This is a genomic window from Streptomyces diacarni (genome assembly GCF_003323715.1).
Lineage (GTDB): Bacteria > Actinomycetota > Actinomycetes > Streptomycetales > Streptomycetaceae > Streptomyces > Streptomyces diacarni.
Genome location: NZ_QOIN01000073.1, coordinates 70,796 through 83,280, shown reverse-complemented (window position 1 = coordinate 83,280; position 12,485 = coordinate 70,796). Strand labels below are relative to the sequence as shown.

At 73.0% G+C, this 12,485-nt stretch carries 12 protein-coding genes; 6 read left to right on the top strand and 6 right to left on the bottom strand.

All coding sequences use genetic code 11. The features are described 5' to 3' along the window. Positions 1–49: 49 nt before the first annotated feature. A complete protein-coding gene (locus DTL70_RS32795; protein ID WP_114025659.1) occupies positions 50–268 on the bottom strand; it encodes a DUF2180 family protein in 219 nt (72 codons plus the stop codon). A 138-nt stretch (positions 269–406) separates the two neighbouring features. Between DTL70_RS32795 and DTL70_RS32790 the strand changes: the two genes are divergently transcribed. Beyond that, a complete protein-coding gene (locus tag DTL70_RS32790; protein ID WP_114025658.1) occupies positions 407–874 on the top strand; it encodes a Fur family transcriptional regulator in 468 nt (155 codons plus the stop codon). 80 nt (positions 875–954) lie between these two features. Here the strand turns inward: DTL70_RS32790 and DTL70_RS32785 are convergent, their stop codons facing one another. After that, positions 955–1,860, bottom strand: coding sequence for an LLM class flavin-dependent oxidoreductase (locus DTL70_RS32785; protein WP_114025657.1), 906 nt, complete (start codon positions 1,858–1,860; stop codon positions 955–957). Positions 1,861–1,951: 91 nt separating this feature from the next. Further along, entirely contained in the window at positions 1,952–2,974 is a 1,023-nt protein-coding gene (locus DTL70_RS32780) for a 2-hydroxyacid dehydrogenase (RefSeq protein ID WP_114025656.1), read from the bottom strand. 140 nt (positions 2,975–3,114) lie between these two features. On the opposite strand from DTL70_RS32780, the gene DTL70_RS32775 reads away from it, so the two are divergent. Together DTL70_RS32775 and DTL70_RS32770 are read left to right on the top strand one after the other, a co-directional pair. Then, the gene (locus tag DTL70_RS32775; protein WP_114025655.1) at positions 3,115–4,518 is read left to right on the top strand and encodes an MFS transporter; all 1,404 of its coding nucleotides are present in this window, start codon (positions 3,115–3,117) and stop codon (positions 4,516–4,518) included. A gap of 80 nt (positions 4,519–4,598) precedes the next feature. Beyond that, positions 4,599–5,360, top strand: coding sequence for an IclR family transcriptional regulator (locus tag DTL70_RS32770; RefSeq protein ID WP_245980309.1), 762 nt, complete (start codon positions 4,599–4,601; stop codon positions 5,358–5,360). 43 nt (positions 5,361–5,403) lie between these two features. On the opposite strand, the gene DTL70_RS32765 is transcribed toward DTL70_RS32770, so the two are convergent. Genes DTL70_RS32765 through DTL70_RS32755 form a run of 3 tightly spaced genes read right to left on the bottom strand, consistent with a single transcriptional unit; the run spans position 5,404 to position 9,318 of the window. Beyond that, on the bottom strand, positions 5,404–6,600 hold the full coding sequence (locus tag DTL70_RS32765; RefSeq protein WP_114025654.1) for a MerR family transcriptional regulator: 1,197 nt from the start codon (positions 6,598–6,600) through the stop codon (positions 5,404–5,406). A gap of 37 nt (positions 6,601–6,637) precedes the next feature. Further along, positions 6,638–8,470, bottom strand: coding sequence for an SDR family oxidoreductase (locus DTL70_RS32760; RefSeq protein WP_114025653.1), 1,833 nt, complete (start codon positions 8,468–8,470; stop codon positions 6,638–6,640). Then, entirely contained in the window at positions 8,467–9,318 is an 852-nt protein-coding gene (locus tag DTL70_RS32755) for a M24 family metallopeptidase (protein ID WP_114025652.1), read from the bottom strand. The genes DTL70_RS32760 and DTL70_RS32755 overlap by 4 nt, the downstream gene beginning before the upstream one ends. A 283-nt stretch (positions 9,319–9,601) precedes the next feature. On the opposite strand from DTL70_RS32755, the gene DTL70_RS32750 reads away from it, so the two are divergent. From DTL70_RS32750 to DTL70_RS32740, 3 genes are read left to right on the top strand one after another with little or no spacing between them, the layout of a single operon-like run. Then, positions 9,602–10,558 (top strand): ABC transporter ATP-binding protein, encoded by a 957-nt coding sequence (locus tag DTL70_RS32750; protein WP_114025651.1) that lies wholly within the window; start codon positions 9,602–9,604, stop codon positions 10,556–10,558. Continuing rightward, positions 10,548–11,522, top strand: a complete 975-nt coding sequence (locus DTL70_RS32745; RefSeq protein WP_114025650.1) for an ABC transporter permease subunit — start codon at positions 10,548–10,550, stop codon at positions 11,520–11,522. The genes DTL70_RS32750 and DTL70_RS32745 overlap by 11 nt, the downstream gene beginning before the upstream one ends. Next, the gene (locus DTL70_RS32740) at positions 11,519–12,469 is read left to right on the top strand and encodes an ABC transporter ATP-binding protein (RefSeq protein WP_114025649.1); all 951 of its coding nucleotides are present in this window, start codon (positions 11,519–11,521) and stop codon (positions 12,467–12,469) included. The genes DTL70_RS32745 and DTL70_RS32740 overlap by 4 nt, the downstream gene beginning before the upstream one ends. Positions 12,470–12,485: the final 16 nt, after the last annotated feature.

Below are 12,485 nucleotides of genomic sequence, written 5' to 3'. Positions count from 1 at the left end.
GGGAGGCTCGTCGCCGGGGGAGCGGGCCGGGGCGCGGCGACGGGCGGGGTCAGTGGGGGCGTTCCGCGCTGTGGCAGGGGCTGCACAGCACGCGCCGGGCGGGCCGGTCGCTGGTCGCCTTGCCCACGCCGTTGGGCCGGTGGACGAGGACCTGGGTGACGCGTCCGTGGTCCGCGCACACCACGAGACCGCAGCGGCGGCAGACCCCGATGGCGACCGTGTCCTCGGTGGCGGTGTCGCCGGTCACGGCGCAGTCGTAGCACTTCATGGGTTCGAGAGTAGCCGGGCAGTTTTGACACAGTCAATTTTGACCGGAGGCTGGGTGGACCTGTGTCCCCGCGTCGCAGCTGACGGGAGGACGTCTGCGCGGCTAGACTGGATGGAGTCAAGAAGGGGCGTGACTGCCATGGATCAGCCGGTGAGTGAGCTGCTCAGGACCAGAGGGCTGCGCAGCACCGCACAGCGCCGCGCCGTCCTGACCGCCCTGCACGGGCACGCGCACTCCACCGCCGCCGAGCTGGAGCACCGGATCCAGTCGGCGGACGACGGGAGCGGCACCTCCGGCACCTCCCCCCGCCTCTCCCGCCAGGGGCTCTACAACGTGCTGGAGGACCTGTCGCGGGCCGCGCTGATCCGCTGCATCGAACCGGCGGGCTCACCCGCCCGGTACGAACTGCGTGTCGGCGACAACCACCACCACCTCGTCTGCCGCAGCTGCGGCCGCATCAAGGACGTCGACTGCAGCGTCGGCCGGGCCCCCTGCCTCGAACCGGGCGACGACGCGGGGTTCAGCATCGACGAAGCCGAGATCACCTGGTGGGGCCTGTGCGCCGACTGCCGGCCCGCCACCGCGCAGCGCCCACCCCGCCACTGACGCGCCCCGGCGGAGGCCGGTCCCGCTCCTGCCGGTGACCGGTGCCGGTCACGCCCGGCTCTGCCGGCCGGGCGGCCCGGTCAGGCCAGTTGGGCGGCGGCCTCCGTCGCGATCTTCTCGAACACGGTCTCGTCGGCGGCGAAGACCGAGCCCGCGATCGGGGCGTGCACGGCCAACTCGGTGAAGCCCAGCTCGGCGTGTCTGCCCGCGAAGTCGACGAACGCGTCGACGGACTCCAGCGGACCGGCCCCCTCCGGCGTGAACCCGGTGAGCAGTACCTTGTCCAACTCCGCCATGTCCCGGCCTGCCTCGGCGCACGCGCGGCCGAGCCCGGCGAGCTGCCCGCGAAGCGCCGCACGCGACTGCTCCGGCGTCCCCGTCGCGGACAGCCGCGGGTCACCCGTCGTCACCCACGCCTGCCCGTGCCGCGCCACGAGCCGCAGCCCGCGCGGCCCGGTCGCGGCCACCGCGAACGGAAGCCGGGGCCGCTGGACGCACCCGGGGATGCCGCGGGCCTCGTGGGCGGAGTAGTAGGTGCCCTCGTACGTCACCGCGTCCTCGGTGAGCAGCCGGTCGAGGAGCGGCACGAACTCCGCGAAACGATCCGCCCGCTCACGCGCCGTCCACGCCTGACGGCCCAGCACGGTGGCGTCGAAACCGTTGCCCCCGGCGCCGATACCCAGCGTGACGCGCCCCGCGGAGATGTCGTCGAGGGTAAGCAGCTCCTTGGCGAGCGTGACGGGGTGGCGGAAGTTCGGCGAGGTCACCAGCGTACCGAGCCGCATCCGCCCGGTCACCGCCGCGGCGGCGGTCAGGGTGGGCAGCGCGCCGAACCAGGGGCCGTCCCTGAAGGGCACCCGCCACGAGAGATGGTCATAGGTGTATGCGGTGTGGAAGCCCAGCTCCTCGGCGCGTTCCCACTGGCCGCGCCCGCCCTCCTGCCAACGGCGCACGGGCAGAATCACGGTACTCAGACGCAAACTCACACCTCAGAGCGTACGGCGCCCCGGGGCCCGGAGCGAGACCCCAAAACCCTGGCCGGGCCCTGCCCGTGGGTCCGCCCCCGCCCCGCTCCCGTCACGCACCAGGATCCTGCCCCGCCTCTTTTCCGGTCTCCGCCCTCGGCTGCGGTATCGGGTTGAGCAGCTCGACGCCCGCTCCCCAGCGCCGTATCTGCTCCACGATCAGCCGCTCCGCACGCGGCCGGAAACTCGCGGAACCGCCCGCGACGTGCGGCGTGACCAGCACACCAGGCATCTGCCGCAACGGATGCTCGGCGGGCAGCGGTTCCGGATCCGTCACATCCAGCGCGGCGCGCAGCCGCCCCGCGCGCGTCTCGGCGAGGAGCGCGTCGGTGTCCAGCGTCCGGCCGCGCCCCACGTTCACCACGAGGGCGCCGTCCGGAAGAGCCGCCAGCTCCTCGGTGGAGAGCAGGCCCCGCGTCGCCGGTGTCTCGGGGAGGACCAGGACGAGGACGTCCACCCGCGGCAGCAGGTCCCGCAGCTCGTCCACCGCGTGGACCTGCTCGTCGGGCCTGGCCCGGCTGGCCACCCTGACCACCTCCGCCTCGCAGGCCACCAGCCTGGCCTCCAGCGCCCTGCCGATCGAGCCGTAACCGACGAGCGCGACGCGGCTGTCCGCCAGCGACCGGGTGAAGTGCGGTTCCCAGCGCCCGGCCAGCTGGTCGGCCGCCCACCGGGGCAGCTCGCGCTGGGCGGCGAGGATCAGGCCCAGCGCGTGCTCGGCCGTCGACGCGTCGTGCAGGCCGCGGCCGTTGTGGAGAGCGACACCCGGTGGCAGCAGCGGCTGGAGCTTCTCCACGCCCGCGCTGAGCGACTGCACGGCGCGCAGGTGAGGCAGCCGCGCCAGGAGACGGTCCGCGTCCGGTACGGCGTAGGGCAGCACCCAGAAGCCGACCGTGTCGAGCACTTCCCGTGGCGGAAGGGAACCGGGGGTCACCCCGTCCCACACGTGGACGGTCACGCCCGCCGGCCACGGACCGTGCCGCTCGGCGAGACCGCTGTAGGGCACGAGGACATCGGCGACACCGGTGTCATGGGCGTCAGCGGCGGCATCGGCCGGTGCGTCGGTCGGACTCATGGTGCTCCCTTCACGAGGGGACTGGAGCGGCGCGTGCCGGACCGGTCACGACCCATTGACCGGGGCCACGTGCGCTCGTAACGTCTTCCCGCCTAGTGAAACACTTTCCATTTCACGGAAAAAGAAGGGGTTGGGCGACAGTGACGTCATCCGGCTTCTGGAGCTCGACGCGGGCCCGGCACCTCATCCCCGTCGCGTTCCTCACCTACTCGCTCGCCTATCTGGACAAGTCGAACTACGCGATCGCCTCCGCCGGCGGCATGGCCGAGGAACTCCACCTCTCCGCCGCCGCCGACTCCCTGATCGCCGCCTCCTTCTTCCTCGGCTACTTCTTCTTCCAGATCCCCGGCACCATCTACGCCGAGCAGCGCAGCGCCCGCCGACTCGTCGCCTGGTCCACCGTCGCGTGGGGCGCACTCGCCGTCGTCCAGGGACTGCTCAGCAGCCCAGGACAGCTCATCGCCGTCCGGTTCGCCCTCGGCGTCGTCGAGGGAGCCGTACTGCCGTCGATGGTGATGCTGCTCGGCCGGTGGTTCACCCAGCGCGAGCGCGGACGCGCCAACACCCTGCTCATCCTCGGCAACCCGATCACCATGATGTGGCTTTCCGCCCTCTCCGGCTGGCTGATCGCCGTCTCCGACTGGCGCGTCATGTTCGTCGCCGAGGGCGTGCCCTCCATCCTGTGGGGACTGTGCTGCCTGCGGCTGATCAAGGACCGGCCCCAGGACGCACGCTGGCTCGGCGCCGACGAGGGCCGCGCCCTGCGCGACGACCTGGCCGCCGAACGGACCACGGCACTCGCCGCCTCACCCCCCAGCGGCTCGCTGCGCACCGACTACGGACGCGTACTGCGCTCCCGCCCCGTCCAGATCATGGCGCTCCAGTACTTCACCTGGTCGTTCGGCATGTACGGGTTCGTCTTCTGGCTGCCCGCCATCGTCAAGAAGGGCTCCGGCGAGGGCATCGGCGCCACCGGATTGCTGACCGCCGTGCCCTACGCCTTCGCCGCCGCGGCCATGCTGCTCAACTCCCGGCTCTCCGACCGCAGCGGCCGGCGCACCGCAGCCGTGTGGCCCTGGCTGGCCGCCGGCGGACTCGCCCTCTTCGCCTCGTACGCCGCACACTCCTCCTTCCCCCTCTCCTTCGCCCTGCTGGTCGTGGCCGGACTGTGCATGTACGCGCCCTACGGCCCCTACTTCGCGCTGGTCTCCGCCCTCGCCCCGCCCGGGATCTCCGGGGCTGCCGTCGCCTTCGTCAACTCCCTCGGCGCGCTGGGCTCCTTCGCCGGCACCTACCTCGTCGGCTGGGTCCGCGGCACCCCGCTCGGCGACGCCGGAGCCTTCGGCCTGATGGCGGTCTGCGCCCTGCTGTCCGCCGCGCTCATGGCGCTGGTACGCGAACCCCGGCCGGGGCCCGACGCGGGCGACGCCACCGGTACGGTGAGCGCAGACCGCACCGCACCGGAGAGCGGCCCGACCGAGGACTCCCCCGCCGGCGCCCCCCGCGGAGAGGGCACCGTCTCCACCGGAGGGGCCGCCTCGTGAGCGTCGGCAGGTCGACATCGTGAGCGTCGCCGCACGGTCGGCGTCGTGAGGGACATCCTGAGCGCCGGGAGGCCTGGGTCATGAGCGCGAGCGCGCCGTCGGACGACATGCTCAGCCGCGGGCTGCGGCTGCTGACCGTCCTCGCCGACCACCCCGCCGGGCTCGGCGTCAGCGCCGCCGCACGCGCCGCCGGACTCCCGGTCAGCAGCGCACACCGCCTGCTGGGCCGACTGGCAGCCGAACGCTTCGTCTCCTACGACGAGGACGCCCGCCGCTACGCCCTCGGGCCTCGCGTCCTGGAACTGTCCCGCGGCTTCCAGCGCTCACCCGCCGGCTACTCCGTCGCCGCGGCCCCCCTCCAACGGCTCGCCTCACGCACCGGCCTGCCCGCCATCGCCGGGGTCCTCCAGGGCTCGGACGTCCTGCTCGTCCTGACCGCACAAGGCACCCAGCACCTCCAGCTGCGCAGCGCCGAGGGCACCCGCAATCCGTGGCACGCCACCTCCCTCGGCAAGGCGCTGGTGGCGGCCCTGCCGGAGGCGCGCCGCGAGGAACTGCTCGCCGCCCCCCTCGCGTCCGTCACCCCCCGAACCCGTAACGACCCCGGGCTGCTGCGCGAGGAACTCCACCGGGTGCGCGACCAGGGCTGGGCCGAGGTGGACGAGGAGAACGAGATCGGCGTCCGCTCCGTCGCCATCACCGTCCCCCGCGCCTCGGAAACCCCCTCGCTCGCCGTCTCCCTGGGGGCGACCGTGGTCCTCACCAGCACCGAGGAACTGCGCTCGCACCTGCCCGCCCTGCGGGACTGCGTGGAGGACGTGGGCGCCCGCATGCACGCGTGAGACCCGCGCCTTCACCGCTCCACGCCCATACCGCTCCGCGCCTTCACTGCGCCTCGGCCGCAATGGCGTCCATCCGCCGGGCTCTCACCTCCCGTTCCGCCGCCGCCGCGATGAACTCCGGGACCCGGGCCTCGCCGACCAGCTCCCGCACCGCCGCCACCGCCTCCGCGGGCAGCGACACCGTCTCCGCGGGCAGCGCCACCGCCTGCGCAGGCAGTGAGACCGCCTCCGTACGTAGTGACACCGCACCTCCCCGCGGGGCACCGAGCAACGGGGAGCCCTGGGGGGATGAGCCCTGGGGGGAGGGCGCCGACGAGTGCGGAGTGGGTTCGTCCGCCGCCATGACCGTGCCGGCCCCTCCCTCTCCCTCGGCGGCGCTTGCGACCGCGCTCACGCCTGCGCTCGCCGCCGCCGAGCGCAGGTGTGCCCGCAGGTTGCGGGCTGCCAGCTTCTGCATCGCCCGTGCCAGCTCCGCCTCCATGGTCTGCTGCGCCAGCGGTCGCAGCCTGCGTACCAGTGCGGCGGCCTCCGAGGCATCCTCCTCGCAGAGGCGCACACCGGCGTAGCGGACGAAGACGTGCTCCTCGGTGAAGTCCAGGAAGCGGGCGGCTATGTGCTCGACCTGGCCTCTCAGCTCCCGCAGCTGCCCGGTGATGGCAGGCAGCGGCACCCCCGCCTTGTGCAGCTCCGCCGCCACCGCCAGCTCCCGTGGGCTCGGTACCCGGAAGCCCTCCTCCCCGCCGGGCAGCGGCTCCAGCACCCCGAGCGCCACCGCCTCGTCGACGGCCGCCTCGTTCACGGCCGACGCGGCGACCGCCGGCCCCTCCTGCCCGCCGCCGAACAACTCCGCCAGCTCCCTGCGCGAGATGTGCCCCGACTCCTCGCTCGTCCAGGGCCCGTCCACCTCGGCCACCAGTCCCAGCACCCCGCCGAGGCCCCGGCCCTCGTCCCAGGCCTGGAGCAGCTCCTTTATCGAGGCGAGGGTGTAGCCGCGCTCCAGCAGGTCGGCGATCTGCCGCAGCCGCGCCAGGTGCGCGTCGCCGTACACGTTGGCCCGGCCGCGCCGCTCCGGCTTGGGAAGCAGGCCCTTGTCCTGGTAGGCCCGGATCGTGCGCACCGTGGCACCACTGCGGTGCGCCAGATCCTCGATCCGGTACTCCACCGGGGTGTCCGGGCCGGCAGGCGGCGGCTGCGCGGAGGCCGGCAGGGCCGGTGCCGGCGGGTGGGGGGACGGAGCCATGGCGCTCACTCCTTCAATGCTGCGGGAACCTGGCGGGTCATGACGGGGGCTGGATGCGGGCTATGCCGCGCAGGGCGCGCGGTGCGAGGCGGGAGAGCAGCCGTATCCCCCGGGCCTCGGGCGTCACCGGCACCACGGCGCGGTTGGTGACGACCGCGCGCAGGACGGCTTCGGCGACCTTCTCCGGCGGGTAGTTCCGCAAGCCGTACAGCCGCGAGGTGCGGTTTCGGAAGCGCCGCAGCTCCCTCTCGTCCATCCCCGCGAACCGTGCGGTGCGGGCGATGTCGGTGTTGACGAAGCCGGGGCAGACGGCCGTCACGCCGATGTCCTGCCCGGCCAGCTCGGCGCGCAGGCACTCGCTGAGCATGAGCACGGCCGCCTTGGAGGTGCAGTACGCGGGCAGGGCGCGGGAAGGCTGGTAGGCGGCGGCGGAGGCGAGGTTGACGATGTGGCCGCCCTGGCCCCGCTCGGCCATCTGCCGTCCGAAGAGCCGGCAGCCGTGCAGGACGCCCCACAGGTTCACATCCAGCGTCCGCTTCCACTCCTGCGTGGTGGTGTCGAGGAAGGCGCCGGCCACGCCGATGCCCGCGTTGTTGACCAGCACGTCCACGGTGCCGTACGCGGTGGCGACCTTCGCGGCCAGCTTCTCCATCGCCTCCTCGTCCGCGACGTCGACTTCCTCGGCCCACGCCTCGGGGGCTCCCGCCAGGCGGGCCAGCTCCGCGGTGCGGGCCGCGCCGTCCGCGTCGCGGTCCACGGCGACCACGCGGGCGCCCGCCTCGGCGAACGAGAAGGCCGTCGCCCTTCCGATGCCGCTGCCCGCGCCGGTGACCAGGACGAGCCGCCCCGCGAACCGGTCGGCGTACGGTCCCGTGGGCGAGGGCTGCGCGGTGGGCACAGGCGACTCGTTCCGGTTGACGAACCCGCTGATCCAGGCGGCGAGTTGATCGGGCCGGGTGCGTGGGACCCAGTGCTTGGCGGGCAGGGTGCGGCGGGTGAGCTGCGGCGCCCACCTGTCCAGATCGTCGTAGAGGTGCTCGCTGAGGAAGGCGTCACCGGTCGGGGTGATGAGCTGCACCGGGACGTGGGCGTAGGCGTCGGTGCGCGGGCGGCGCATCCGGGGGCGCACGTTGTCGCGGTACAGCCAGGCGCCGTGTGCCGCGTCCTGCGGAAGGGACGCGGTGGGGTAGCCGTCCCCCGGCACCTTCTCGGTCACCTCCAGAAGGCGCGGCCAGCGCTTGCCCAACGGGCCCCGCCAGGCCAGCTCGGGGAGGAGAGGGGTGTGCAGCGCGTACACGTACCAGGACTTGGCGCTCTGGCCGAGCAGGTGGGCGGCACGGCGCGGGGTGGGCCGGGTCATCCGCCGCTTGATCCAGTGGCCGAAGTGGTCCAGCGAAGGGCCGGAGATCGAGGTGAAGGAGGCGATCCTGCCCTCGGTCCGGCGCACCGTGGCGAACTCCCAGGCCTGCACCGAGCCCCAGTCGTGCCCCACCAGATGGACCGGCGCGTCCGGGCTGACGGCGTCCGCGACCGCGAGGAAGTCGTCGGTGAGCTTCTCCAGCGTGAAGCCGCCGCGCAGCGGCACGGGCGCCGTCGAGCGGCCGTGGCCCCGCACGTCGTAGAGCACCACGTGAAAGCGGTCCGCGAGGAGCCCGGCCACCTTCGACCAGACCTCTTTGCTGTCCGGGTAGCCGTGCACCAGCATCACCGTCGGCTGTTGCGCGTCCCCCAGCTCGGCGACGCACAGTTCGATCCCTCCGGTGGCCACGCGGCGCTCCCTCGCCCCCTCCAAGAGGCCGCCCTGCTGCCGGGCCGTCGTGGGGCGAGGGGCGCGCCCGCCGCCCCACCGGTTGCGATTCCCACCGTTCATACCGCCTGTGCCTCCTCCTGCCAGCGCCGCACATGCGGCAGATCGTCGTCCAGCCAGAACGCGCTCTCCTGCGGATCCCGGGAGTCGGTCACCACCAAGAGCTCCTCGAACTTCGCGCCCGTGCCCCGGAACCCCAGGTGGGATTCGACCGCCCACAGCCCCGTCCGCGGTGGGTGGTCGGCGGAACGGGACGGGCTCCACCGCGGCAGCCGGCCGTCCCGGTGTCCGCGGAAGACGCCTCGGGCCGCCCCCTGGAGGGCGCCGGTGCCGCGGCCGCGGCGCGCGGGAGACCAGCGGCGGTGCGGGGCGCGGCCCACCCGGTGCGCGCGCACGCCGAACGGGTGGGCGCGGTGCCGTCCTGCGTAGCCCTGGGTGCGCATGAGCCGGTCCACGTCGGCGGAGACCTCCCGCAGCGGGCGGCGCTCGCGCACCCGGGCGAGAATCAGCTCGCGGTGCGCGCGCAGGTCCGCCGTCAGCCGTTCGTGCACGGGGTGGGGGCCCAGGCAGCCGGAATAGCCGGCCGCGGCGGCCCGGCCGCCGCGGACCGGGGCGAGGTCGAGGATGAAGGGCATGCCGGGCTCCAGCCGCCGGTCCGTCGGGAGGAACCGCAAGGGGACGGCGAAGCCGGCGAACGCGGTGCGGTCCCCGAACCAGGCGAAAGGCAGGTGGAACCCGTCGCGCACCCCGCGCCCGCGCAGCCATTCACGCTGCATCCGCGCGGCCTCCCGCTCGGTCACCCCCGGCTTCAGCCGGGCGGCCACCGACTCCGCGCAGGCGTAGGCCAGTTGCTGCACTTCTCGATATCCCCGCAGGTCAGCTGCGGCGTATTCGCGCGTTGCCGGGTGCATCGCCAACCTTTCGTCCGTGCCGGGCCCTACCGGCGAGGCCTCGTTGACACCAATGAATGTGACATCGGCCCATGGCGTGGTCAAGGACGCCTCCCAGCCTGTGGATAACTTCCCGCGCGCCCCGCCGGAGCCCGGACCATGACCTTGGTGCAGTGGCCCCTACGGGCCTCTCCGACCTGAGGCGTACGGCCCCACGCACCTGAGAAGGACGGGCGGCGGCCGGGAAACCGACACCGCGTCTGACGCGGACGCGACGAGCCGTTCGTACCGTCGAAGGGTGACTGTGATCGCGATCGAAAGCCTCAGCAAGCGGTACCCCAGGGTGACCGCACTGGACCGGCTGACCGTCGGCGTCGAGCCGGGGGTCACCGGCCTGGTCGGCGCCAACGGGGCCGGAAAGTCCACCCTGATCAAGATTCTGCTTGGGCTGGCCCCCGCCACGGAGGGCACGGCCTCCGTACTCGGCATGGACGTGGCCACCCAGGGCGGCGCGATCCGGGAGCGCGTCGGCTACATGCCCGAGCACGACTGCCTGCCACCGGACGTGTCCGCGACCGAGTTCGTCGTCCACATGGCGCGGATGTCGGGGCTGCCCACGACGGCGGCCCGCGAGCGCACCGCGGACACGCTGCGCCACGTCGGCCTGTACGAGGAGCGCTACCGACCCATGGGCGGGTACTCGACGGGCATGAAGCAGCGGGTCAAACTCGCCCAGGCCCTCGTCCACGACCCGCGCCTCGTCCTCCTGGACGAGCCCACCAACGGCCTCGACCCCGTCGGCCGTGACGAGATGCTCGGCCTCATCCGCCGCGTCCACACCGACTTCGGCATCTCCGTGCTGGTCACCTCCCACCTGCTGGGCGAGTTGGAGCGCACCAGCGACCACATCGTCGTCATCGACGGCGGCAAGCTGCTGCGCTCCTCGACCACCGCCGACTTCACCCAGCGCACCGCCGTCCTCGCCGTCGAGGTCACCGACACCGACGCGCACCCCGACGGCACCGCGGCGCTGCGCGAGGCACTGCGGCAGGCGGGATGCACACCGCACGACCCGGGTCCCGCCGGCGCCGTGGCGCCCGGCGCGGGCCACCTGGTCACCCTCGACCTCGCCGACGAGTCGGTCTACGACACCGTGCGGGACACCGCGGCCCACCTCGGCCTCGGGCTGGTCCGCATGGAACAGCGCAGGCACCAGATCTCCGAGGTCTTCACGGAAAGGAGCGCCGGCGATGTCGCCTGACCGCACCCCCGCACACGCCGCACAGGCCCCCGCCCCCGCACCCCCCGGCAGCGCGGGCCCCGCCCCCGCGGGCGGCGGCAGGCCGGGGCGCGGCCAGGACGTCATCCACAACATCGGCTACCGCGGCTACGAGGGCCCCCGCCTCGGCCGCTCCTACGCGCGGCGCGCGCTGTTCAGCCAGACGCTGCGCGGCGCCTACGGGCTGGGCCGCTCGGCGAAGTCGAAGGTCTTGCCGATGCTGCTGTTCGCCGCGGTGAGCGTGCCGGCCGCGATCGTCGTCGCCGTCAGCGTCGTGGCCAAGAGCGACGACCTGCCGGTCGGCTACTCCGAGTACGTGCTGATGATGCAGCCGCTCATCGGCATCTACCTGGCCGCCGCAGCGCCCCAGGCGTTCTCCCTCGACCTGCGGTTCAAGACGACACCGCTGTACTTCTCGCGTCCGATGGAACGCGGCGACTACGTGGCGGCCAAGTTCGCGGCACTGGCCGCGGCGCTCTTCGTCTTCACCGCCGTGCCCGTGCTGATCATGTACGCCGGAGCGCTGCTGGCGAAACTCGGCTTCGCGGACCAGAGCGGGGCGGCGGCCCAGGGCCTCGTCTTCTGCGTGCTGTTCGCGCTGCTGCACGCCGCGATCGCCGCCTGGATCGCGGCCCTGACCCCGCGCCGCGGCTTCGGCATCGCGGCGATCATCGTCGCCGTCACGGTGCCGTTCTTCCTCATCACCGCGCTCCAGGGGATCGCCTGGACCTCCGACAGCAGGGAGGCCGTCGGCTGGCTCGGGGTCGCCTCGCCCGGCACGCTGCTGGACGGCATCCAAAGCAGGTTCCTCGGCGGCACCTCCCAGTTCCCCGGCGGGCAGGACCTCACCGGCGCACAGGGCGCCGTCTACCTCGTCGTCCTCGCCGCGCTCCTGGCCTGCTTCTACGCCCTCCTGCAGCGCCGCTACCGAAAGGCCGGACTGTGACCGAGATCCACATCGACCGTGTCTCCCGCTGGTTCGGCAACGTCGTCGCGGTCAACGACATCACCATGGACATCAGCCCCGGTGTCACGGGGCTGCTCGGCCCCAACGGCGCGGGAAAGTCCACGCTCATCCACATGATGGGCGGATTCCTCGCCCCCTCGAACGGCAGCGTCACCCTGGAGCCCACCCCAGGCCCGGACGGCAGCCGCACCGCGGCCGCACCGATCTGGCGCAACGAGGACTCCTACCGGCACATCGGCCTGGTGCCCGAACGGGAGGGAATGTACGACTTTCTTACAGGGCGCGAGTTCGTCCTGGCCAACGCCGAACTCCACGGCCTGCCCGACCCGCGTGCGGCCGCCGCCCAGGCGCTGGCCACCGTCGAGATGGAGTACGCGCAAGACCGCCGCATCTCCACCTACTCCAAGGGCATGCGGCAGCGCGTGAAGATGGCGTCCGCCCTGGTGCACCACCCCTCCGTGCTGCTGCTGGACGAACCGTTCAACGGGATGGACCCGCGCCAGCGCATGCAGCTGATGGAACTGCTGCGTCGGATGGGCGACGAGGGACGCACCGTCCTGTTCTCCTCGCACATCCTGGAGGAGGTCGAACAACTCGCCTCCCACATCGAGGTCATCGTCGCCGGACGGCACGCGGCCAGCGGCGACTTCCGCAAGATCCGCCGCCTGATGACCGACCGTCCGCACCGCTACGTGGTGCGCTCCAGCGACGACAGGCGGCTCGCCGCCGCGCTCATCGCGGACGCCTCCACGGCAGGCATCGAACTGGACAGGACAGAGGACGCGTTGCGCATCCAGGCCGTCGACTTCACGCGCTTCACCACCCTGCTCCCCCGCGTCGCACAGGAGCACGGAATCCGGCTCTACACCGTCTCGCCCTCCGACGAGTCCCTGGAGAGCGTCTTCTCGTACCTCGTCGCGGCCTGAGCGGCGGAAAGGAGCT